This is a genomic window from Streptomyces sp. NPDC051211 (assembly GCF_040689505.1).
Taxonomy (GTDB): domain Bacteria; phylum Actinomycetota; class Actinomycetes; order Streptomycetales; family Streptomycetaceae; genus Streptomyces.
The window spans coordinates 1-21,779 of the sequence record NZ_JBFBAV010000045.1 but is presented as its reverse complement, the minus strand read 5'-3'; the positions used below and the strand labels follow the sequence as shown (position 1 = coordinate 21,779).

Sequence of the window (21,779 nt, the reverse complement as noted above, 5' to 3'; positions counted from 1 at the left end):
GACCAGGAAGGACCCCCGCCGATGGCTCCCCGACTCACCCCCAAGCGCCTCAAGGCCCTCCGGAACGCCGTCGCCCACCCCAAAGGCCACATCGGCCAGCTCGTCGAGATCACGGACACGGGGAAGAAGATCTGGCTCGCCGCTACCGACGAGATCGCACTGGAGAAACTCGGCTACGCCGACAGCATCGACGACTGCGGCCACATCCAGGGCAGCCCGGACCCCCGCGACGTTCACCGCGGGCACCCGCACTTCTTCTCCATCACCGACGCCGGCCGCCAGGCCGTCGCCGACGCTGCCCAGACCCCGTCCACATCGGCAACGGGCAACCCCTCCCGCAGCCGCACCACGACCGACAAGGTGAAGACCATGACCGCGACTACCGGCACGATCGAGATCCTCTCCTTCGGGTACCTGCACGGCGCCCCCGACGACGCGCACCTCACCATTGACCTGCGCCACCACTTCCGCGACCCGCACGTCAGCCCCGAGCTGCGCTACATGACCGCGCACGACGCCCCCGTCCGCGCCGCCGTGATGGCCACCCCCGGTATCAAGGAACTCATCACCGCGACCGTGATGCAGATCGAGGCCTTTCTCGCCGGGCCCTCCGCCTCCGGCCGCCTCGTCCGCATCGCCACGGGGTGCGCCGGCGGCCGCCACCGCGCCGGAACGGTCGCCCTCGCCCTCCAGGCCGCCCTCACCGGCGACACGGCCACCGCCGCCGAGCTCGGCATCGCGGGCCTCGCCCAGCCGTACGCCGGCCGGCACCTGGACGTCAGCCTCGTCCACCGCGACCTCGACAAGCCCGTCGTCGAGCGCTGACCCACCCCCCCTCACACGACGAAAGGCCCACAGCCATGGACTTCAGCACCAGCGACCAGGCCTGGATCCAGATCGAGACCGGCGACACCGAAGGCCGCACCCGCGCTGTCGTCATCGGTGACGCCCTCGCGGAGATCCTCACCGCCCGCGGCATCCACACCAGCGTCGAGCACCACGGCCTCACGCCGCCCGCCCCGCAGAAGTAGCCGTGTCCGGGACTGCTCGTAACAGCCCCGGACACGAGGGACAGCACACCACACCGCTCCAGGCCCTGCCCACCGGCAGGGCCTGGACTCTTTCAGGGGAGCCTCATGCCCGACAACTGCGCCTTCTGCGACATCGCCGCCGGCCGCGCCCCGGCCACCCTCGTCCGGCGCTGGCCCCAAGTCCTCGCCATCGTCCCGCTGGACCCGCTCACCCCCGGTCACCTCCTCGTCCTGCCGTACGAGCACGTCCCCAACGCAGGAGCACACCCGCTCATCAGCGCGATCACCATGGCCGCCGCCGCTGAACTCGTCGCCGACCTGCCCAGCGCCAACATCCTCACGTCGAAGGGCCGACCGGCCACCCAGACCGTCGACCACCTCCACCTACACGTCGTGCCCCGCCAGGAGGGCGACAGCCTGCCCCTGCCATGGACCCCTCAGCACGCCGCCCGCACCGCCGCGCAGGGCACGGCCACTCCGTGACCGGCAGCACCGCCTTGCCTCCGCAGGACCCTCGAAGCTACTTGCGCGAGCCGGTGGCCGCGCGCATCGCCTCCTCCAGCTCGTCGTAGCGGAACGGGCTGTCCGCCTCCTCCACTGCGCGCACTGCGTCCAGAAACGCTTGCCACGCCTTGTCCACGCGGAGCGACGCGGGCACGAGAGAGAAGAAGGCGACCGCCAGTTCACCCATCGCCGATGCCGTACGGCATTCGTAGTTCTCCGCCCAGGCGGACAGGATGTCGCCGAGCTGCTCCGCGGTCACGTACGGGGCGCAGGCCGGCACCGACTGCTGGGCAGTGCTCTCAGCAGTACGCCAGCTCTTGGCACCCTCCAGGACGGCCGCCACATGGTCCGCCATGTACGGGCCGGGGCGATGCCTGATCACGGAGGCCTTCTGCCACGCGGACAGGCCCTGAAACTTCGGCTCCAGAGAGGGCAAGGCCGCCCGCATGTGCTTCAGCTCCACCAGCCCGAGGAAGGCGATCTGGTCCGCGGACAGCGGGTCATAGTCGCCAGGCAGGTTGATCTGGCCGACGTAGTCCTCGAACTGGGTGCGCATGGCCGCCTCGACTTCGTCCCAGAAGGCATCGAGGTCGCCGAGGCGGACCAGCGCGCGGACCTGCGCATCGAACGGCTGCTGCCCGAGGCGGCCCATGACGGTGGATATGGCCTCTTGCACGAGCGTGCGGTCTCGTTCCGCGAACGCGCGGAGGCAGGTCGCGTACCGGTCGGCCATCACCGTCTCGCTGAGTGCGCCGACGCGCGTCTGCTCCAGGAGAGCCTCCTTGGCGGCGAGGACCACGATGTTGCGTCGGGTGGCGGATTTCGCCCGGGCGAAGAAGACCTGAGCCAGGTAGTCGCTACTTCCGACGAACGACGCCTCGCCCACGTGTTCGCGGAACCGGTCCACGGCCTTCCGGCCCTGGCTCGGCGGGTGGATCAGCAGCGCTTCCACTGCCGCCGCGAGGTGTGCCCTGGCGTACTCGGTCGTGGGGGTGAAGAGCTCCCCGAGGGGGCGCAGCGACGGGTGGGCGGCCAGGTTGCGGTCCTCCTTCAGCCGCTCCAGCTCGCGCTTCTCCACGAAGTCGATCAGGTCGAGCGATGCGGCGACGTCGAGGATCGTGTTCTCGACGTTGAGCATCGTCTTGATCGCGTCCCGGTCAGGCTTCCCGCGGGCCTCGTCGATCCTCTTCACCAGCTGCTTGGCGTCGCCCTCATCGTCCTCGGCAAGCTGGTAGAGCTTGTGGATGAGATCCGTGCACACGGCGGTCCAGGTCAGGACGATGCACGCGCGGGCAGAGCCTGTTGTGTAGCAGCGGTATGCCTCGGCCACGAGTGGCCGTACCTCTTGGTGCCACACCTGGTTGATCTTTATCTCAAGGTCCATCATCAGCGCCGCCCCCTGGGATCCTGTGGCGACCTCGTGTGCCGCGTGAAATCGCAGCGTACTGAGTTCCAGCGGATCTTCAGGAGGCGGAGACCTGATTGCCCGGGGGAGCCAGGGGAGTGGTCAGTCTGCTTCGACGTAAGCGACCAGCACGAGCGTGCCCAGGGCCGTCGGCACGTACAGGATCCGGACGCCGTCCTCGCGGTGCTCACGGATCGCACCGTGCTTCGAGGGGGCGCCGATCTCGGGATTCCTGGAGATGGCCACCAGCGCGGGGTCCAGCCGGAGGCGCTCGGCCGCCGTCATCTTCTCTATCTGCTCCTGCGCCACGTCGTAGAAGACGATGCGGGCGCGCTTCGGCGAGTGCCGCCCCATCAGGCGACGTTCGAGGTGGGAGCGGAGTCGTCGAGCGGGGGCTGACCGAGGTTCTCGCGCAGGTCCTCCCAGGCGGTGACGTGGTCCAGGTCGACACCCTCGCCGGCCAGCCGCTCCAGGACGTAGGCGATCTTCGGGTCGCAGTCAGCCATTTCCCGCGCGTCGGCCCGCAGGGCCTCCTGCTCGGCCGGGTCGAAGACGATCCGCATCACGGCCTCCAAGTCATAGATGCTGCATCGAGGCTAGCGCAGGAGCACTCTGCCGGAAGCCCGAAGATGAAGAGGACCCGGAGACCTCCTCGGTGCGCGGGCCCACCCCTCGGCCCGGCAGATACGAAAGCGGCCGGCGCCCACTTCCGCCGAGGCGGGTGGCAAGGGCGCCGGCCAACCGAAAACACACACTCCGGGAGACCCGAGAGGCGTATCTCGCCTCCGAGTGTATCCGTACGACCCGCCGTTTCGGACCCACTCCGCTTGCCAACGGTGATGTAAGATGGGTAATGTTTTTTTGTCGATGGGTTGTGGCAGCCCGCCGACACCGAACACACCAACCCCTTGGAGGCTCCATGTCCTTCCTCATCACCTCCCCCGCCGACAGCTCGCCCCAGGCCGAGGCCGCCGCACGCAAGTGGCCGGCGACCGCCGACGCCGCCGAGGCCGAACTCGCTCGGCTCGCCGAGCTCCTGCTGGAGGCTGGCGTCACAGTCCTCCCCGCCGCCGGCGTCCTCGCGATGCCCGGCCTTGCCTGCGGTCCGGGCGACACCGCCGGCATCCGAGTGCGCACCACCAGCCGCGCCCCGCACGCCCTGTACGTCATCGCCGCCGGCGAACTCATCCCGCACACCAGCGCGGACAGCGCCTTCGCCGCCCTCTATCCGCTCGTCGAGGCGGCCGCCCGCCCCTGCGACGGATGCGGCGCCGACGCTGGCGAGCCGTGCAACCCGAACTGCCTGCCCGACCCCTCGAACGACTGACACGTCCCGCTGGCGGGGCGCCATGAGCGCCCCGCCACCCCGTTAAGGAGAAGAAGATGATCCGCGCCGGACGCCTGAAGTACGTCCAGACCATGTCCGACCTGGCCGACGCCCTCGGTAAGAAGCTCGTCACCGTTCGAAACCAGAAGCCGTACGCGGCGGAAGGCCACCCGGCGCCGATCAGCTCGCCCACCTCCCGAGCCTTGCTCTGGGACGCGGAGCAGACCAAGGCCTTCTACGCCGGCAAGCCCGTACCCGCGCTGCCGGCCGAAGACGACGACGAGGACCTCCTGGACCGCCACGAAGCCGCGGCGCTGCTTGGTGTCTCAGTCAAGAGCTGGAACAAGTACAAGAGCGACAAGGACGTGGCCGCCGGTATGGTCCTCGTGCCCAAAGCCTCAGACGACAGCGACAAGGACATGGCCGCCGGTGCGGGCCCCGTGCCCAAAGCAGACGGCACCGAGCACTGGCCCCGCCGCCTGGTCCTCGCGTACAAGAACCAGCGCCCCGGCCGCGGCGCCGGCGGCGGCCGCCGCGAGGGCAGCGGCGACATGATCCCCCGCGACCAGATCCTGCCGCGGATCGCCGAGCTCCTGGACGACAACCCTGCCATCACCGTGGAGGCCGTCTCCGACACCCTGGGCATCACCAAGTTCCCCACTGCCCAGACCGGCCTGGCCACCCTGCGCGGCCGGCGGATCGCCGACCTCGTCGAAGCCCAGCCCGGCCTGGACCCGAAGGACGCCGCCATCCAGCTGGGCTACCCCACTGCCACCCACCGCGGCGCCATCGCGATCGCCGAGCGCGAACTGGGCGCCCGCAGCGCCAAACCGTACCTGCAGCACACCGCCGACTTCCTGGCCGCGGCCGGCATCGCCAAGCAAGCCGAGGTGGAGATGCGCCAGCCCGACGGAGAGCACATCGCCGCCGCGGTACCGCTCGACACCGACCAGCCGGCCGCGGCCCTGGTGTGGGACTCCCGCTACGGATGGCGGACCTCGACCAGCCGCCGGCACCCCATCGGCAAGGCCACCGACACCCCGCCCGAGGGCGAGGGGATCCGCTACCTGGGCAGCGGGCTGCGGCCCGAGCCCGAAGAGCTCCTTGCCGCCCTGCGCGACGGTCGCAAGGGCAGTAAGCGCCCCAAAGCCGGCATGGAGCACAGCGGCAGCGAGGACTGAGGAAAAGACATGGCACACGAAGAAGAACCCGAGCCCGTCTACTGGTTCTGCAACTCGTGCGGTGACGAGGCCGACGAGGCAGACGAGTGCTGCCCCGACGGTGAAGTCGAACCGGCCTACGACGACTGAACGGAGCCGCCAGCAGGGGCGCAACCGCATCTCTGAGCCCAACCCCCGCACAGCCGAGACAGAAGGAGAACGCAGACATGAACACGCTGTCGAGCTTCACCGCAGGGCGCCCCTCCACGGGCAAGAACCCGATCCCGGACGACGCCGGCACCGATGAGTGGATGGGCCACCTGCGCCGCACCGTGCAAGAGATCGAAATGCGCGAGCAGAACCCCGAGCTGGTCGACCCCGCACGGTACGTGCTCTACGCGGACCCGCAACTGCAGCGCCGCCGACACGCCGACAACCCGGGCCTCCTCCAGCTCCTGGAGATCGTGGAGAGCCGCGGGCCCGCGGTCGACGTGGTGCTGATCCAGCCCCCCGGCGCCAGCTGAAGACCTGGCGGACATCAGGCAGTGGCGGCCGCGCCCGCGCGACACCCTGCGACGCGGAAGGTACTCGACGACTTCAGGTGCTGACCGTCCGCTCGGTGCGGCTCCTGCTCGGACCTCCTGGCACCCGCTCCGAGGACGTCAGCCGGCCTGCCGGTAGCTAGCTGCCGGCCCCACCGTGCCGGAACCGAACCGGGCGTTGAGCAGGTCGATGGCCTTCTCCGCCCGCAGCCGCCGCTCGCGGCCCTGGTCGAAGGAGAGCTGCTCGGCGACGGCGGCCGCGTCGACCAGCTGCTCGCAGCGGAGCGCGATGCCGCGCACCCGCGCCCGCTGGAAGCCGAGCGCTCGGTACATCTCGTAGGCGGTGTCGCGGAGGTCCTCGGTGTGTGCGGTCGGGCCGCCGGGCAGCTGGCGGCTGCGGTGGACCTGGGAACGGTCGGCCAGGGTGACGGTCATCGTGATCGTCCTGGCCGCCTGCCGCCGGTTTCGCAGCCGGTCGCCGAGCTCGACCGCCAGCGAGAGCAGCGCGGCACGGACCGCGTCGGGGGACAGGGTGTCGAGGGCGAACCGCCGTTGCGCGGCCGTGCTGTGCGGCAGCTCCGTCGGTACCACCGCCCTGCGGTCGATGCCGCGGGCCACCTCGCGCAGCTGCCGGCCTGCCCGCCCGCCGAGCACCCGCTGCACGGTCGCCTCCGGCAGCTGTGCCAGCAGGCCGATCGTGTGCACGCCGAACTGGACCAGGCGCTGCTCCTGGGCGCGCCCGATGCCGTAGAGCTCCCCGACCGGCCGGTGGTGCAGGAACGCGGCCACCTGCTCCGGCGCGGAGCCGACGGCGACCAGGCCGCCGCGCGCGGCATCGTGGGAGGCCATCGCGGCCACTGACCAGGTCGGGCCGACGCCGATCACCACCGGCAGTCCGTACAGCGCCAGCGCCCGGGCCCGGATCATCAGCCCCAGGTCGGCCGGATCCCGGTCGAAGAATCTGATGCTGCCTGAGACGTCGGCGACCAGGACCGACGGCGGGACGGCCTGCACCACCGGTGTCACGTCCGCGACCAGGCCGAGGAGCAGCCGGTACAGCACAGGGTCCACGTCCACGGGGCAGCGCAGATGCAGGATCGGGGAGCCGGCGCCCACCGGATCCCTCTGCTCGTCGTCCATGGCGACACCTCCCACACCCACCGTATCGAAAACTTATTCGAACAGGCACGCCGGAAAGCGGAACGGAGGATTCGAACAGAGATACGATGCTGAGGTGATCTACAGACCCCTGCCCCGGCCACGCCACCTCGGACGCGCACAGGGCCGCACGGAGCTGCCGGCCAGGGCGGCCGGCACCGCCGCAGGCGATCCCCAGCCGCGCAGGAAGGCGTAGGCGATGCCTGCCGGACGCGACATCGACTGGCTCCTCCCGCCCGACGTCGAGCGACTGCGGACGCTGGAACGGTGGTGCCTGGTGCTGCTGGAGCTGATCCGCGGCCGCATCGCGGAGATCGAGCGCCGGGACCGCGTCACCGAAGCCGCCCGGAGCGGGCCGGCCGTCACCCCGCTGAACGAATGGAAACTGGAGTACCCCATCGGCGAAGGCCAGTCGCGCACGCTCGTCCACACCGCAGACTGCCGCCTCGCCTCAGGACGTACACGGCCCACCACCCGGGAGCAGGCACTCGACGCCCTCCGCCAACCCCACGTCGAAGTCTGCTCGATCTGCCCCGCCGCCCGCGAGCTCGGCATCATCGACCCCTGAGCCCGTCACACCCGCCGGTCAAGCCTGCCGGGCCCCGAACTCACCGGCTTGCCCAGCCTGCTGAACCTGGCTTGCCCACGGTGCACGCAGGCTTGCCCAGGCCGGTGCACCCAAGGCTTACCCAGAGGTGGCGAGGCTTGCCCAGGCTGCAAAATACCAGCTCAGGAGGCTTGCCCACGGCTGCGAGGTTCGGCCCTGGCCGCAGTCGGCGAACGCACCGCCGGCATCCGAAGGAGCGGTAGGCCAGGGCGGCAGGACGGTCAGGCGCTGTGCGGGTCGTGCAGCACCGTCGCCCAGCCGGCCACGTCCTGCGGTACGCCGAATCCCATGTCGACGTTGCCGAGGAAGCCGGTGGACACGCGCATGTCCCGCAGGGCCATTTGGTACCGGCCGGGCCAGCACGTCGCCGACCCACACCGGCATGTCGCTCCGCGATGCCCTCCTGGACGGGGGCGAAACTGGTGGCGATGTCGCCGGGCAGGGGCTCCCGCAGCAGCAGCGACCTTGGCCTGGGTGTCGAAGTCGCCGACGGCCGCGGTCGCGCGGATTCAGGTGTCCGAGACCGGAATCGGGACCTCCCGGCCTTCCCCAGCACCAGGACCTCCACGCCGCTCCCGGCAACCTGTCCCACCCCCAACGTCGACCACTGCGGGAACTGCGGGACGACCGTCGCGATCGGGGGCTGGATGATCGCCTCGCTCGGGCTGTCCTGCCCCGACTGCTACGACGTGATGTCCGGCGAGCCCGGCCGCCACGACCTTCGGTACCACCGGCAAAGGTAGTCAGGAGCCGGCCGTCCGGTGCATGGCACTGAGGATGTGGTGTGCCGGGACACGGTGGTTGCCACTGGGCGGCCCCGACGGCCTGGTGCTCGACGACGCGCGGGCCACGCTTGTTGTCACCGACGGGACAGTGTTCTGGGCACCACGACACCGTGGACAGAGCATCTGTCACCGGTCCCACGGCGCCGACCGGCAAGGACGGCTCGGCCGAACCTATGGCGCCGCTCGCGGTGACAGAAATCGTGTCCAGGTGGCAACTGCCGTGTCCCGGCACATGTGGGCAAGCCCATGTGGACGTGGCCCCGCGACAGTTGCACCGGAAGGGGGCTGGAGGGTTGCACGTAGAGGTGCACTAGGAGGTGCACCGGAGGTGTGACCGGGAGTGGGACCCTCCCTTTTGCGATCTTGAGCATCGTGCCTGGTCAGGCCCTGTGGGCAAGCCCCATCGCCACGACGACACCTCTTTCTCCGCGATAGCCGGAGGAAGAGGCCTGCTTCTTTTCAGGGGCCGGGCCGGCCTTCACCACCACGGTCCAGCCCAGCTCAGCTCAGGCCAGCACGGACCGGCCCCGACAGCCCGGTCCGCAGCCCGGCCCGTTCCCCGGGCACCGCCCCGAGCCTGACGCCCCCTGCCGCGCGGCCTGGCCCGGAACACCGCGTTCGCCCGCGCGCGAAGACGTGCCCGGACATGCCGAAGCGGCCCCGCCGGAAGGCGAGGCCGCTTCGAGTGGAGCTGACTCAGTGCATGTCCCAGTCGACGCGACGACGCTGGGGGAGGGGCGGCTCGACGCCGAGTCGCAGCGCCAGCCGGACCGCCATGCGGTCCCGCTTGTGTGCCGCCCGCTGGAGCGGGCTCCTGCTGCCGTCCTTCAGGAAGGGGGACAGCCACGGCCGCTCCTGGTACTGCATGTGCGCGGGGCGGTCGTTGTAGGTACGGGCCATCTCGGGGCTCCTCGCTGTGGATTTGTCGTGGTGCGTGTTTCGCGGTCGCTGACCGGCTGCCACAGCCGATCAACTGAGATAACTATACCCATCATTCATCACTCACGTCAAGCAGGGGTGATGTGTCGCCGTCGCGCGTCGCGGCATGGGTGGCCGGATGGGTGAACGTGAAATCGGGGCGAGAAAAAAACGGTTCCATCTCGCGAAAAGTGATGTATGTGAGTTATAGTTGTCTCGTTGGTCGGCAGTGGCAGTCGGTCAGCACCCCACCGAACACACACGCTCCAGGGAGAAACCCGTGTCGAACTCCATGAAGATCACCGCCGGTCAGACCTCCACCCGCACCCTGACCGACCTGATCCGCGCCATGGACGGCCAGCGGGCCGCGACCATCACCTACGTCGACAGCAAGGGCGAGGAGTCGGTGCGCACCATCGAGATCCACAACATCCTCACCACCAGCAAGGGCGGCATCATCGTTCGCGCGATGTGCCGCACCCGGGGCGAGATGCGCACTTTCAGCCTGGAGCAGATCAAGGCGTACACCGTCCACCGCATCCGCTTCGTGCTCGCCCTCCCGGAGGGGGAGACGGTCTCCGTCGCGCACTTCGCGTCCAGCGTCGAGCAGATGATCGACCTGGAGCTGGAGCGCGACTACCCGTGGCCCAAGGTGTCGCTCGCCGCGTAGGCGAGCGGGGCCCGCCCCGCCGGGCGGGCCCCCGCCGCGCCCCTCCTCCGGGGGCCGAGCCCCGGCCCCCGGTCACCTACTCGCAGGAAAGAACCGAGGATGACCCAGCGCGACGCACAGCACGAGACGCCCGTCTGCCCCGGATGGGGCGAGCCGTGCGGCAACGAGACCGCCGAGACCACCGACCTCTGCCCCGACTGCCACATGGCGCGCCTGGACGCGGAATCCCCCAGGATCCCCCTCTAGCCCTGGCTGGGCGGGCGGGTGGAACCGTCCCGCCCGCATGCCCAGCCCCCGACCCGGCGCCTATCCCGCTGCGCCCCTATGCCACGTCACCGGCCCACCCTGCGCCCTCCCCGGGGCGATCCACCCTCTCCGACCCTGGAGTCCCCATGCCCGCTGCCGACTCGTACGAATGACGAACCGCCCCTTGCTCCGAGTGCGCGGATCCCGCCGCCCGCCTCGTGCCCGGTGACAGCGACCGCGCCGACATCCTGCTGTGCACCCGCTGTCTTGTGCACGGGCGGCTTCCGTACCGCGATCCTGCCGATATCCGCGCGTGCTCGCCGTTCGGCGTGGCGCTCGCCATGCGTGGCGAGGTGCTGCACATCGGAGTGCCCGCCGCGCCCCAGGGTCTCAACGCGTACACGCGGTCGGTGGTGGCTCTGGCCACGGAACGCGGGTTCCTCCCCGTGTGGCGCCCCTCCATCCGGCGCCACCATGTGACTCTGGGCGCGGCGGGCCCCGATGGCGCGTGGGGCCGGGATCGAGGTGGGCGCCCGCTCCGGGAGGATCCTGCGCGCTGCGGTCCACCCGCACGGGCGCGGTGGGCCCAGGATGCGCGCCGCCGGTCCGCACAATGTCCGCCAACTGGTGGCCTGCCTCCCCGCCCTCGGCTCGACCGCCAGTCCCGAGGCCGCCGCGCGGAAGGCGGCGGCCGGACCCCGCTGACCCGTTCCGGCCGCCGCCGGGCCGCGACTTGGCCGCGTGGCCCTCCGGCCGCCGGGTGGCCGCCGGCCGGGACTTCGGTCCCCACAAATCTGACTATGCGTCAGATATTGACGTAACCGTGATGAGGTTGCGAGAGTGATGAATAGTAGTTATAGTTTTCTCATTGGGGTTCGGTAGGGCCCCGCGGCGGCAGTGGCAGCCGCACACCGAAAACGCACCATCCCAAGGAGAGCCCCGTGAACACCTCCCGCGCCGCGTTCGCCGTCATCGTCACCGCCCGCCGCCTGTACCCCGAGGCCACGACCGTGGACGTCTACAACTACGGCGGGACCACGCGCCTGGACGTGTTCAAGGCCGACACCGAGGGGGACCGGACGCTCCCGGGCTTCACCGTCCGCGCCGTCGGTGCGGCCCTGGACGCCGCCGCCGAGACGTACGCGGCTCTGGCCTTCGGCCCCCGCTCTGCCTGGCCCAAGCACTTCACCATCACCCACACCGGGACCCTCGATGTCGCCGACGCCGACCGCACCGCCGGGGACCACGTCTTCAACGGACGCGTCTGGACCGGCATTGGCGAGCAGGCCATCCAGGCAGCACACGACATGCTCGACTACCGCCGCGAGATGAGCCGATCCGAGACCCTGCGCGTGGTCTTCGGGTTCCAGTACGACAAGGCGGTCCGGAACCTGGAGCTGGCCACCGGCGCCCCGAAGGGGTACCGCCTCTTCTCCCTGGCCCGCTCCATCGTCAAGCACAACCCGGCGAGCCCCCGTTCCGCCTGGGTCGCGGCTGGCGCCGCCGCCCGATAGCCGGTCCCCTCTGGCCCGGGCCCCGATCCACGCGGGCCTGGGCCCCTCTCGGGCGGGCACCCTTCCCTGGGCCGGCCCCCGTCGGCGCGCGCAGGGCGGCCGTCCCGAGCGGCGGGCCGGGCGTGAGGCCGCGGCCCTCGCTCGACTCTGACCGCTTTCCAGTGTCGCGACCCGCGCGGGTCCTGCAGATCCCCGGCGCGCACCCTTTGCCGACAGTGATGAGTAGTGTGTATGGTTGTCTCGTTGGTTGGGGGTGGCACCCGGCCAACACCGAAAGCGCAGAGACCGGCGGACTGCCGCATGCAGCCCGAGACCAGGAGAGTGCAATGACCACCACCCTCATCACCCGCGTGATCCTCGAATGTGACCGCTGCTCCGAGCCGCTCCGCGAGCTCCCGCCGGTCAGTGCCTACGACCCGCCGCGCTACGAGCACACGGGAACCCCCTGCACCATCACGCGCCCCGGCTCCCGCCCTTCCTCCGACCTCCCTGCTTCCCCCGTGACCAGGCCCCAGCCGCGCAGGGTCTGCGCCGCCGACGGAGGCGAGCAGCGCGACATCTCCGACTCCTGGGCCATCGCCTTTGAGTGCACGATCTGCGGCGCCTCCTGGCGTATGAGCCTGGGGGACTGACCCGGGCTGTGTCCCGCCCCGGTGATGCGGGGCGGGACCACCCCGACGATGGCGAACCGTCGGGATTGACGCGCCGACACATGCCGGTGCGGCCGACGAGACACATCAGATCCGCCCCTGCGGCAGTGGCAGCCGCGCACCCGAACACGCACCCCGCCTGAGGAGACCTATGCCCCTGCCTGCCCATACCCGGACGGCCGTCCACACCGCCCAGCTCGCACGCCCCGCCGCCCGACGCAAGCGCCCGACCGTCCTCACCTGGGGCCTGGGTGCGGACTCGACGGCCGAGATCCTCATGTTCCTCAACGACCCGGTCGCCCACGGCCTGGAGCCGGACCTGTCCGACCTCGTGATCGTGCATGCCGTCACGGGCGACGAGTTCAGCGACTCCCTGTCCTACGCCGACCGCCTGGTCCTGCCGCTCCTGCGGGCCTGGCGGATCCGCCTCGTCCAGGTCTGCCGCGGCGGCCCGCGCGACGCCGACGGCGTCCTGGTCCTCGACGACTCCCGCGCGCCCCGCCGGATCCACGCGGCCGGCCCCTGGCGCCTGTCGGACGAGCTGCGCACCGCTGGCACCGTCCCGATGCTCGCGTCGGGACATCGGCTCTGCAGCCAACGGTTCAAGGGCTGGGTACTCGACACCTGGGCCGCGCACGAATTCGGCAGCGAGACGTTCCGCCGCGTGATCGGCTACCACGCCGACGAGACCGGCCGCGCACAGAAGGACTCCGCCATTCAGGACCAGCTGAACGCCGCCGCCGGCCGGATCATCTGCGAGCCGGACTATCCCCTCATTCGCGCAGGCATGGCTCGGGCCGCCGTCGAGCAGTACGTCCTGGACTGCCTCGGCGAAATGATCTTGAAGAGCCACTGCACCATGTGTCCCTTCACCGGGGTCTGTTCCTCCCGTGACCGCTACGAGGAGCGGCTGCGCGCCCACCCGGTCGAGGCCGCGCAGGTCCTGCGAATGGAGTACATCTCGCTCGCCCTGAACGAGCTGATGTCCCTCTACGGGCCCGCAGGATCGCTCCACCGGCGCCTGGCCGAGGACGACCGCAACCGCCCGGTCCTGAACGCCTTCCAGGCCGACCTGGAGCAGGCGCCGTACGCGGTGTACGAGGTGCGCCGCCTCACCGGCCTCGGCCGAACGAAGGACTGCCGGCGCTGGCACGGCAAGGACTGTGCGGAACCGAAGTGGTGGTGCAGCCAGCAGCGCAAGCCCCGCTGCCGCCGCATCCACGCGACCGTCGACCAGAACGGCGCGCCGGTCGACGACGAACCGCAGTGCTTCGGCGACGACGAGCGGTGCCGCGGCGCACAGCAGAAAGGGCCGACCTGGCGATCGGTGCGCACCGTGTACGAGGGCCCCCGCGAGCGGGCCGAGGAACTCGTAACCCGGTTCGCCGGGCGATTCCCCGAACGCGTCCGCCTGGTCACCGGAGAGGACTCCGGCATCCGGCGCGCCCACTACCTGGCCGACTCCGAAGGCCTGCCGCACGCCGAGGCGTTCATCGTGGCCGCACCTGCGGGCGTCGCCGACAAGCAGCGGCCGGGGTTCGAGAAGCGCTGGAAGGAGCACACCGGGGGAAGGCCGGTCTTCCGGCCGCTGCGCGATCTGCCCGAGCCGGCACCGCGCAGGCGGTCGGCCGGCGGCCCGGCGCCGCTGCACCGGGCCAAGGTCATCGGGGACGTGTTCCTGATTGCGTGACTGCACCCCCTTGCGAAGTGATGAATAATGGGTATAGTTGTCTCGGTGGTCGGCAGTGGCAGCCGACCACCCGGAAACGCCCAACTCGGAGGCATCTCATGAGCACTCGCACCCTCAGCACGACCCGGCTCGACGCCGTCATGGCCGAAGGAACCGACCACGGCTTCACCCGCATCCGCCTGGCCGACGGCCACGCGCTCTTCATCAAGGCCCGGCCCGGCGCCCGCGCCGCGGAAGAGGTGCTCGTCTCCCCGGGCCTCTCCGCCCCCGACACCGAAGCCTGGGCGGGCGAGGACTCGTGGGAGGAGTGGCTGACCGGCGGCAACCTCGGCGCCGACACCGGGACGTTCCTGGACGTGCCCACCGAGGCACTGCGCGACCTGATCGGCGAGCACGGCGGCGAACACGAGGACCAGGAGGGCGAGGACCCCGCGCCGAGCGCCGAGGGCGCCGCCGGAGAGGCCGCCCAGGACCTGTCGGCCGAGCTCGCCGACCTGCACGGGGCGTTCGAGCACGGCTACGGCGCCGACGACATCCGGCGCGTCTTCGGTCGCATCAGCGACGCGGGCGGACCGTACCTGGTCTGCGTGTGGGACATCGCCGACGACTACGGATTCGGCGGCAACTCCGAGTTCTACGCCGAGGACGAGGACGGCAACCTCTTCGAACTCCAGCCGGACGTCCACCTCTGGCTCACCGGCGAGCAGGAGACCCCCGGCCCGGTGGACACCTGGGTCTGTGCGCGCGTCCGCGAACTGGCCGAGTTCGCCGCCACCGACGACCGCCACAACTACGCCCGGACGGAGCGCTGACCCGCCGCGCACGGCAGCGAGGGCGGGGCGACCCGCCCTCGCTGCCGTGCGCGGGCCTGCCGAACCCTCAGCATCGAAGGGATCCGCATGAACGAGACCCGCAGCGCTGCCGGCCAGCAGCCGGCGGAGCGGCACATCACTCACCCGGTCATACGCCGTCCGCAGCGCACCCTCACGCCGGAGGAGTGCGAGATCGTACGGGGGATCTCCAACCTGAACTTCCAGGGCGCCCTGATCATGGGCATCGTGGACCCGGTCCCCAACCCGTCGCCGATGAACGAGATGGAGGGCGCCTGGGTGCGCGAGCAGGCGTGGCCCGCCTACCTCCAGGCGATCGAGCGCAAGTACCCCTTGCTTCGCCCGGTGGGCCATGTGCGAACGGGGCACCTGCTGGAACTGCCTGGCCGGCCGCTGTGACCTGTGCGTCCACCGGCAGGAAGGCGGGCCGCACGTGGACGACAACACCGACTGGGTGCGAGACGGATGCGGCCGGTGCGTCGCCAAGCTGATCCTGCGGCCCGGCGGAGAGCCGTGCGTGTGGTGGTGCCGGTGCGCGTGCCCCAAGAGCGACACGCCCCCGGCGGAGCCCACGGCTGCGGCCGAGAGCGGGCGCGCACCGGGGGGAGGCTGTCGCGCCGCCAGGTGACGCCGCGCCGAGGGGCCGCCGGGGTGGGAGCCGCCGTGCGGCCGACGACGGAGCGCAGTACGCCCTCTTCTGACGGCGATCCGCGCGCCGAGGGCGGGGCGCCCTTGCGTAAGTGATGAATGGTAGGTATAGTTGTCTTGTCGGCGGGGGATTCCCGCCGCCACCCCCACCCCTCTTCAAAGGAGTCCACATGACCGTCGCCACCGCCTCCGCCACCCAGACCGTTCTGGAGCCGGGCACGGTCGTGCGCACCCCCCGCTACGAAGAGGGCAAGAACACCGGCGTTCGCCGGGCCATCGTCCTCGGCCTCTGGGACGAGAAGGAGCCGAAGGACGGATACAAGGTGTGGTTCTACACGCTCGGCGCCCCCTCCTTCGCGCCCAAGACCCTCGGCATGGCCTTCGCCAAGGAGCCCATCGTGGTGGGCACGGTCGAGGAGATGTCGGAGCGCACCCTGGTCCGGCTCTACCTCCAGCTCCGGGACTACAACCTCCGGAGCCTCGCTGGGTACGGCGCCGTCGAGTACCGGATCCAGAAGGCGGGCTTGCGGCTCCGCGCGCTCCGCCGGGGCCAGTAGGCCCGATGCCGGGGGCGGCACCACCGCCCCCGGCCCCGCCCCCTGGTCGGCCGTGGCAGCCGACCAGCACCGACAACACACCCCACGCTCAAGGAGTCCCGTCATGGCCCGAACCACCTTCATCGCGTCGACCGGCTGCACCCGCACAAGCGAGACCCGTCACTACACCCACGCCGTCACCGTCGACCGCCGCGAGGGCGAGGGCCGCATCGTGCACACCTGGTCGATGTCCGCGGCCAACGTCGCCAAGGCGGCCCGGACCGCCGAGCGCGCGGGCTGGAAGAACGTCGCGATCGAGGAAGTCGCCGTCCAGGAGAAGCCGGTCCGCACCCGCAAGACGACCCCCGCCCAGGCGTCCGCCGAGGCGCAGCCGGCCCCGGCCGAGGAGCGCGCGCCGCTCGCCCTGTACTCCGTACGCCCGGCCTCGGGCGGGGGCTTCGACGTCGTCAACAACTCCGGCCTGGTCGTCTCGGGCGACTGGCAGACCGAGGCCGGCGCCCAGGAGCGCGCCGAGTTCCTGAACACCCAGGAGAACCGCAAGCGCGCCGAGGACGCCCTGACCGAACCGCAGCGGCGCGTGTATTCCGTCGTCAAGCGCGACGGCGCGATCGGCGCCGGATACGGGCACAACCTCACCGCCGTCCGGAGCCTGCACGCCGCAGGCCTCGTCAAGCTCACCGAGTACGGCCCGGGCTCCTGGAACGCCGTCCACGTTCCGCCGCCCGCCGCCGGTCCGGCCGAGCCCGCTCCGGCGTCCGGTACGGGCGTGCTGCCCCAGGACGCCGAACACCCGGCGGCCGCCGCCGCGGTGACCGCCCTGTCCGGACAGCCGCTCGCCGACGTCACCGGCCCCGACACCCTCGGCGAGGTGGCCGGCTACTGGGTCCGGCCGGACGGCTCCAGCGGCCGCCTGGCCGTCGGCTGGGTCGAGGAGGGCAGACTGGCCACCGGCGTCGACGGGCGGCCGCCCCTGGCCGCGCTGAGCGTCGCGAAGGAGCTGTTCGAACGCACCGAAGGCTGGATCGTCGAGCCCGGTGACCACTCGTCCCTGTTCGTCTGGCACGTGCCGACCCTGGAGGCAGCGGCCACGCAGGGCGCGGAATGAACCCACCGAAGGCGACCTGCTGCTCGCCGAACTGGCGGCCCTGGGCCGCCATGCCTTCCCCGGAGAGGAGGGCGGCATGACCTTCCTGCTCATGGCCGCCGACCCGGGCGCCCCGCACGACGAGGACGCCGCCTACGGCGTCCAGCACGTCCTGATGTACGCCGGCGAGCGCGCCGACCGGCCCGCGGCCGACCACCGTGAACCCTGGTCCGCGCACCTGCACGCCGCCGACGGCACCTACCTCACCACCCTCGTCGACGGTTCCCCCACGCCGCTCGACGCGGCCGCGGACGCCGCCCGGTGCGCCCGCCAGGTGGCCTGGCAGCTCAACCGGCGCCGCCGCAGCAACATCCCGCCGGTCGCACGCCGGTACTGCACCTTCTGATCCACCCCCGGCCGGGCGGCAGTGGCAGCCGCCCGGCGCCGAACTCACCCGCGAGGAGACCCATGGACATGAGCACCCGCCGCCGGCTGCTGGAGGCAATCCGGCGCGCCCACCAGGCCGACGCCGCGTACACCGCCGCCGACCGCGCCCGCGCCCGGGCGACCAAGGCAGCCGCTGCCGCGCACACCCGCATCACCTACGACCCGCAGCTGCAGGACGACGCCGCCGAGCTGGCGGCCGCGCAGGCCGCGCACGCCGGCCTCGTCCACCGCGAGCAGGAGGCCCGCGCCAAGGTCCGCCGGACCTTCACCGCGGCCCGCGCGGCCAACCGCACCCTCGCAGCGCTCTACACCCCGCACGCCCCCGGCCGCGGAACCGGCGGCTGGCGCCGGTCCGGCGTCGCGGCCAGCCTCCTCGGCGAGCTCGCCGAAACGCCCCGCGAGCTCATCCTGGCCGCGGACAAAATCGTCGTCTCGACAAGTGCCGGCAAGGACTCGCTCGTCTGCGGGCAGCGCGTGGTCACCCTGGCCGCCGAGGCCGGCTGCCTGGACAAGGTGGTCATGGTCCACGCGGACCTGGGGGAGGAGTCCGAATGGCCGGGCGTCCGCGAGCTCGCCCAGCGCCAGGCCGAGCGCTGGGGCGTCGAGTTCATCGTCGTCCAGGCCGACCGCGGCCTGCTCGGCCTCGTCGAGAAGCGCGGCATGTGGCCCGACGCGGCCCGCCGGCTGTGCACAGCGACCCTGAAGCGGGACCAGATCGCCCCGCTGTTCAAGCAGATCACCGACGCCCTCGGCCTGGACGAGCAGGCCCTGATCCTCTCCGCCCTCGGCATCCGGGCCGCCGAATCCCCCGCCCGAGCCCGGAAGCTGCCGCTCGCCATCGACATGCGCGCGAGCACCGGCCAGCGCATGGTCCTGACCTGGCACCCGATCCTGGAGCTCTCCGAGGCCGACGTCTGGCAGCAGATCGCCGACGCCGCCCTGGAGTACCACCCCGTCTACGACGCGGTCATCCCCCGCCTGTCCTGCGTCTTCTGCGTCCTGGCCGGCCGGGACGTCCTGGTGCGCGCCGTACGGCTGTGCTGGGCCCTGGGGCTGGACCTGCCCACCCGGTACGTCGCCCTGGAAGAGCACATCGGCCATAAGTTCCGGGAGAAGCTCAGCGTCGCCGAGATCGTCGCCGAGGCCGCCCGCGTCGAGGCGGAGGAAGGCCCTCTGGTCTGGGCGCGCGGGGACGTGCTGCGGCGCCACCTCGGCGAGGAGGCCGCGGCCGACTACCTCCGCCGGCTGGCCCTGGCCTTGGCTGCCTGACCGCCGAGACGACGCGCGAGAGGAGGAGGCGCGCCCCACTAGCGGAAGTGATGTGTTGTAGGTATAGTTATCTCGCCGGTCGGGAGTGGCACCCGACCGGCGACCGAAGGCACAGCACGCGGCCGCCGAACCGGCCGACCCGAGGGGAGCAGCCCATGACGGACGCTCAGACCGCCGAGCGCAGCGCCGAACCCATCCGAGTCACCGGGTTCGGCACCGACGCCCAGGGCCTGGTGCACCTCCTGCCCGACCACGGCGACACCACCGCCCGCTGCGGCTTCACCGACTGGCACAGTTACATCACCTGCGTCGACTGGTTCGAGGAGCGCACCTGCCCCGTATGCCTCGCCGACCTCGCGCTCGACCTCGGCGCCGACATCCCCACCGACGTCCTCGCCGAGCTGGACGAGATCGCCGCGCCCTGGCCGGGCCGCTGGCTCCTGCGCCCCCGCGAGGGCGACGCGAGCGCGTCGTCGGCGTCTGCGCCGGCCCCGGCGGCTGGGACGAAAGCCTCGCCGCCCTCGGCGCCCAGTACGACGCCGTCGGCCTGGACCTCTCCGGCGACGCCTGCGCCACCGCCGAGCGCGCCGGACACCGCCGCATCGTCATCGACATCACCCTGCTCGACCCCGAGCACCCCGCGCTGCGCTGGACCGTCGACGTCATCATCTCCCCGCCCTGCCCGGCCTGGTCGACCGCGGGCAAGCGAGCCGGACTCACCGCGCAGTCCCTCCAGGTCCTCACCGCCATGCTGCGCGCCGCCGGGGAGGCGGCCGGACACGGCGGGTACCGCGAGCGCTCCGCGGCGACCTGGGCCGAGGTGCGCGCCGTGGCGGCCGCCCTGCCGGACCCGGAAGCCGGACTCGTCGCCGAGGTGCTGATCTGGGCACTCGGCCTCCAGCTCCACGGCGAGACCCTGCGGTGGGTCGCCATGGAGCAGTCCGCGAACCTTCCCGAAGACGTGCGGGAAGCGGTCAGTTTCGAGCTGGCCCTGGCCGGCTGGTCCCAGCAGCAGTGGGTCGAGCTGGACGCAGCCGACTACGGGGTGGCGACCCACCGGCGCCGGGTGTTCTTCATGGCGGTGCGCTACGGCCGCATCCCCGGCTCTGTGCGGCCCGGCATGCCGTTCGCCAGAGCAGACCCTGGCCGCCGCCCTCGGGTGGGCCGCGGGGGAGCGGGTCAACACCCGGGGCGTGCGAGGAGTGGACGCGAACGGACGGCCCAAGGGCGGGAACACCTTCTCCGCGGACAGGCCGGATGGTGCCTCACGGGCAAGGCCCGGACCTGGTACCGGGAGTCGGACGGCTACCGGCTGACCGAGGCCGAAGCCGGGCAACTCGTCGGGTTCCTGCCGTCCTACCCCTGGCGGGCCTCGGAGCCGACGGCCCGTAAGGACTCGCGCACGAGCGCGTTCCAGCGGATCGGGGACGTGGTGTGCCCGCCCGTCGGCGCGGTCGTCCTGGGCGCCCTGACCGGCCGCCCGTGGCACCGGCCGGTCGAGGACTACCTCGGCCGGGTCTACGGCGGAGCCGAGGCCCTGGCGCCGGTCGAGGTGCCGCAGCAGCGCGGCCGGTGCGCCCCGGCGGACCTGGTAGCGCTGGCCGCGTAGTCCAGTCCGGGAGGGCGGCGGAGCCGCGTAACTGCGCCGACGGCGGCCGGACCGCCACCGCCGAGCAGGGCGACCACGGATGTGGTGGCCGACTACACCGGGCGCTGCTGAACTGCGGGAATCCGGGATTGAGGGTGCGCATCAGCCATGCAAGTGATGTACAGGTGATATAGTTGTCTCAGGTCGGTGGTGGCAGCCGACCAACCCAACCGAACACACACCCAGGAGAGTCATGACCCGATCGCCCTCCCCGAAGACCGGCTCCGTCCGCACTCGCGTCACGATCGACGGCACCCCCGACTACCCGGCCGTCGTCGACCCGGCCAACCGATGGAACGGCTTCGTCAGCCCGTACTTCACCCTCGACACCGTCCGCCAGCTCGCCGCCGAAACCCTCGACGTGGCCACCAAGCACGGCTACGACTGCTCCGACACCATCCACGTCATCGACGGCGGAACGGACAGCAACGGCGCCCCGCGCGCAGTCGTCCTCCACATCCGCTGGATGTACCTCGAAGACGAGGGCCCGGCCCAGGTCACCTCCGTCATCAACCCCCGGACGGAGGACGGCCTCTACGGCATCGGCGGCTGGGAGTGGACGTGGTCCATCTCCACCTGGGACTGCGAGTGCAGCAGCTGGTACTACCACGAGACCGACCCCTGCCCGAACTGCGGCGGCGAACGCCCCAGCCGCTTCGAGCTGGCGGCCTGAGCCATGGCCATCAACACCGCGCCCCAGCCCTCCACCTGCCTGGTCCTCGACCCGGACGGCCGTGGCACCGTCCTCCAGGTCACCTCCGTGCACAACCTCGACGGCGAGAACCTCGCCGAGCGCCTCTACGAGGCCTACGCCATGACCACCGAGAACAACAGGGAACTGCCCGAGGAGATCACCGCCGAGACCCTCATGGCCGCGCTCGGCGAACAGATCGCCAACTGCGCGGAAGGCTGGCACACCTGGGCCAACGAGCCGACACAGCAGGCCTGGGACACCGTCCGGCCCTGGGCCGAACGGCAGGTCCGCCGCCTGTTCCCGGGCCTGACCTGGCGCGTCGAGCCGGACCGGCAGTTCCTGCCGCCCACCAGCTGAGTCACCCCACCGGCGGGGCGGCGGCACGACACCGGCCG

General features: G+C 71.5%; 25 protein-coding genes and 1 pseudogene. 21 read left to right on the top strand and 5 right to left on the bottom strand.

Going from position 1 to position 21,779, the window contains the following annotated elements; translation table 11 throughout:
* Positions 1–21: 21 nt before the first annotated feature.
* The 3 genes from AB0447_RS30420 (at position 22) to AB0447_RS30410 (ending at position 1,514) form a co-directional block, all read left to right on the top strand.
* The gene (locus tag AB0447_RS30420) at positions 22–825 is read left to right on the top strand and encodes an RNase adapter RapZ (RefSeq protein WP_366480055.1); all 804 of its coding nucleotides are present in this window, start codon (positions 22–24) and stop codon (positions 823–825) included.
* A 35-nt stretch (positions 826–860) separates the two neighbouring features.
* The gene (locus AB0447_RS30415; protein WP_366480053.1) at positions 861–1,031 is read left to right on the top strand and encodes a hypothetical protein; all 171 of its coding nucleotides are present in this window, start codon (positions 861–863) and stop codon (positions 1,029–1,031) included.
* 105 nt (positions 1,032–1,136) lie between these two features.
* The gene (locus AB0447_RS30410; RefSeq protein ID WP_366480052.1) at positions 1,137–1,514 is read left to right on the top strand and encodes an HIT family protein; all 378 of its coding nucleotides are present in this window, start codon (positions 1,137–1,139) and stop codon (positions 1,512–1,514) included.
* Positions 1,515–1,551: 37 nt separating this feature from the next.
* On the opposite strand, the gene AB0447_RS30405 is transcribed toward AB0447_RS30410, so the two are convergent.
* From AB0447_RS30405 to AB0447_RS30395, 3 genes are all read right to left on the bottom strand, one after another.
* Complete coding sequence (locus AB0447_RS30405) at positions 1,552–2,922, bottom strand: hypothetical protein (RefSeq protein WP_366480051.1); 1,371 nt, start codon at positions 2,920–2,922, stop codon at positions 1,552–1,554.
* Positions 2,923–3,042: 120 nt separating this feature from the next.
* The gene (locus AB0447_RS30400; RefSeq protein WP_366480050.1) at positions 3,043–3,294 is read right to left on the bottom strand and encodes a hypothetical protein; all 252 of its coding nucleotides are present in this window, start codon (positions 3,292–3,294) and stop codon (positions 3,043–3,045) included.
* On the bottom strand, positions 3,294–3,515 hold the full coding sequence (locus AB0447_RS30395) for a hypothetical protein (RefSeq protein ID WP_366480049.1): 222 nt from the start codon (positions 3,513–3,515) through the stop codon (positions 3,294–3,296). The genes AB0447_RS30400 and AB0447_RS30395 overlap by 1 nt, the downstream gene beginning before the upstream one ends.
* Positions 3,516–3,859: 344 nt before the next feature.
* Between AB0447_RS30395 and AB0447_RS30390 the strand changes: the two genes are divergently transcribed.
* The 3 genes from AB0447_RS30390 to AB0447_RS30380 all read left to right on the top strand — a co-directional run bounded on the left by AB0447_RS30390 (position 3,860) and on the right by AB0447_RS30380 (position 5,951).
* Positions 3,860–4,267: a hypothetical protein gene (locus tag AB0447_RS30390; protein WP_366480048.1), complete on the top strand. Its 408-nt coding sequence runs from the start codon at positions 3,860–3,862 to the stop codon at positions 4,265–4,267.
* A gap of 56 nt (positions 4,268–4,323) precedes the next feature.
* Entirely contained in the window at positions 4,324–5,448 is a 1,125-nt protein-coding gene (locus AB0447_RS30385) for a DUF6292 family protein (RefSeq protein WP_366480047.1), read from the top strand.
* A 206-nt stretch (positions 5,449–5,654) separates the two neighbouring features.
* Positions 5,655–5,951 (top strand): hypothetical protein, encoded by a 297-nt coding sequence (locus tag AB0447_RS30380; protein ID WP_366480046.1) that lies wholly within the window; start codon positions 5,655–5,657, stop codon positions 5,949–5,951.
* 138 nt (positions 5,952–6,089) lie between these two features.
* Here the strand turns inward: AB0447_RS30380 and AB0447_RS30375 are convergent, their stop codons facing one another.
* Positions 6,090–7,109: a hypothetical protein gene (locus AB0447_RS30375; protein WP_366480045.1), complete on the bottom strand. Its 1,020-nt coding sequence runs from the start codon at positions 7,107–7,109 to the stop codon at positions 6,090–6,092.
* A 217-nt stretch (positions 7,110–7,326) separates the two neighbouring features.
* Here AB0447_RS30375 and AB0447_RS30370 point away from each other — a divergent pair, with 217 nt between their 5' ends.
* On the top strand, positions 7,327–7,695 hold the full coding sequence (locus tag AB0447_RS30370) for a DUF6233 domain-containing protein (protein WP_366480043.1): 369 nt from the start codon (positions 7,327–7,329) through the stop codon (positions 7,693–7,695).
* Positions 7,696–9,215: 1,520 nt separating this feature from the next.
* Here AB0447_RS30370 and AB0447_RS30365 read toward each other — a convergent pair.
* Positions 9,216–9,419, bottom strand: a complete 204-nt coding sequence (locus AB0447_RS30365; RefSeq protein ID WP_366480042.1) for a hypothetical protein — start codon at positions 9,417–9,419, stop codon at positions 9,216–9,218.
* Between the two features lie 298 nt (positions 9,420–9,717).
* On the opposite strand from AB0447_RS30365, the gene AB0447_RS30360 reads away from it, so the two are divergent.
* From AB0447_RS30360 to AB0447_RS30295, 14 genes and pseudogenes are all read left to right on the top strand, one after another.
* Positions 9,718–10,107, top strand: coding sequence for a WYL domain-containing protein (locus AB0447_RS30360; RefSeq protein WP_366480041.1), 390 nt, complete (start codon positions 9,718–9,720; stop codon positions 10,105–10,107).
* Positions 10,108–10,206: 99 nt separating this feature from the next.
* Positions 10,207–10,353, top strand: coding sequence for a hypothetical protein (locus AB0447_RS30355; protein ID WP_366480040.1), 147 nt, complete (start codon positions 10,207–10,209; stop codon positions 10,351–10,353).
* 941 nt (positions 10,354–11,294) lie between these two features.
* Positions 11,295–11,867: a hypothetical protein gene (locus tag AB0447_RS30350; protein WP_366480039.1), complete on the top strand. Its 573-nt coding sequence runs from the start codon at positions 11,295–11,297 to the stop codon at positions 11,865–11,867.
* Between the two features lie 326 nt (positions 11,868–12,193).
* Positions 12,194–12,499 carry a hypothetical protein gene (locus tag AB0447_RS30345; protein WP_366480038.1) on the top strand — a complete coding sequence of 102 codons (306 nt, stop codon included), beginning with the start codon at positions 12,194–12,196 and terminating at the stop codon, positions 12,497–12,499.
* A 169-nt stretch (positions 12,500–12,668) separates the two neighbouring features.
* Entirely contained in the window at positions 12,669–14,207 is a 1,539-nt protein-coding gene (locus AB0447_RS30340; protein WP_366480037.1) for a hypothetical protein, read from the top strand.
* Between the two features lie 98 nt (positions 14,208–14,305).
* Complete coding sequence (locus AB0447_RS30335; RefSeq protein WP_366480036.1) at positions 14,306–15,019, top strand: hypothetical protein; 714 nt, start codon at positions 14,306–14,308, stop codon at positions 15,017–15,019.
* Between the two features lie 87 nt (positions 15,020–15,106).
* A pseudogene (locus AB0447_RS30330) lies at positions 15,107–15,665 on the top strand (DUF6248 family natural product biosynthesis protein).
* Positions 15,666–15,855: 190 nt separating this feature from the next.
* Entirely contained in the window at positions 15,856–16,242 is a 387-nt protein-coding gene (locus AB0447_RS30325) for a DUF6409 family protein (protein ID WP_366480035.1), read from the top strand.
* Between the two features lie 103 nt (positions 16,243–16,345).
* Positions 16,346–17,347, top strand: coding sequence for a hypothetical protein (locus tag AB0447_RS30320; protein WP_366480034.1), 1,002 nt, complete (start codon positions 16,346–16,348; stop codon positions 17,345–17,347).
* 76 nt (positions 17,348–17,423) lie between these two features.
* A complete protein-coding gene (locus tag AB0447_RS30315; RefSeq protein ID WP_366480033.1) occupies positions 17,424–17,732 on the top strand; it encodes a hypothetical protein in 309 nt (102 codons plus the stop codon).
* Between the two features lie 68 nt (positions 17,733–17,800).
* Positions 17,801–19,042, top strand: a complete 1,242-nt coding sequence (locus tag AB0447_RS30310) for a phosphoadenosine phosphosulfate reductase family protein (RefSeq protein ID WP_366480032.1) — start codon at positions 17,801–17,803, stop codon at positions 19,040–19,042.
* A gap of 340 nt (positions 19,043–19,382) precedes the next feature.
* A complete protein-coding gene (locus AB0447_RS30305) occupies positions 19,383–20,651 on the top strand; it encodes a hypothetical protein (RefSeq protein WP_366480031.1) in 1,269 nt (422 codons plus the stop codon).
* Positions 20,652–20,883: 232 nt separating this feature from the next.
* Positions 20,884–21,363 carry a hypothetical protein gene (locus AB0447_RS30300; RefSeq protein ID WP_366480030.1) on the top strand — a complete coding sequence of 160 codons (480 nt, stop codon included), beginning with the start codon at positions 20,884–20,886 and terminating at the stop codon, positions 21,361–21,363.
* 3 nt (positions 21,364–21,366) lie between these two features.
* Positions 21,367–21,741, top strand: coding sequence for a hypothetical protein (locus tag AB0447_RS30295; protein ID WP_366480029.1), 375 nt, complete (start codon positions 21,367–21,369; stop codon positions 21,739–21,741).
* Positions 21,742–21,779: the final 38 nt, after the last annotated feature.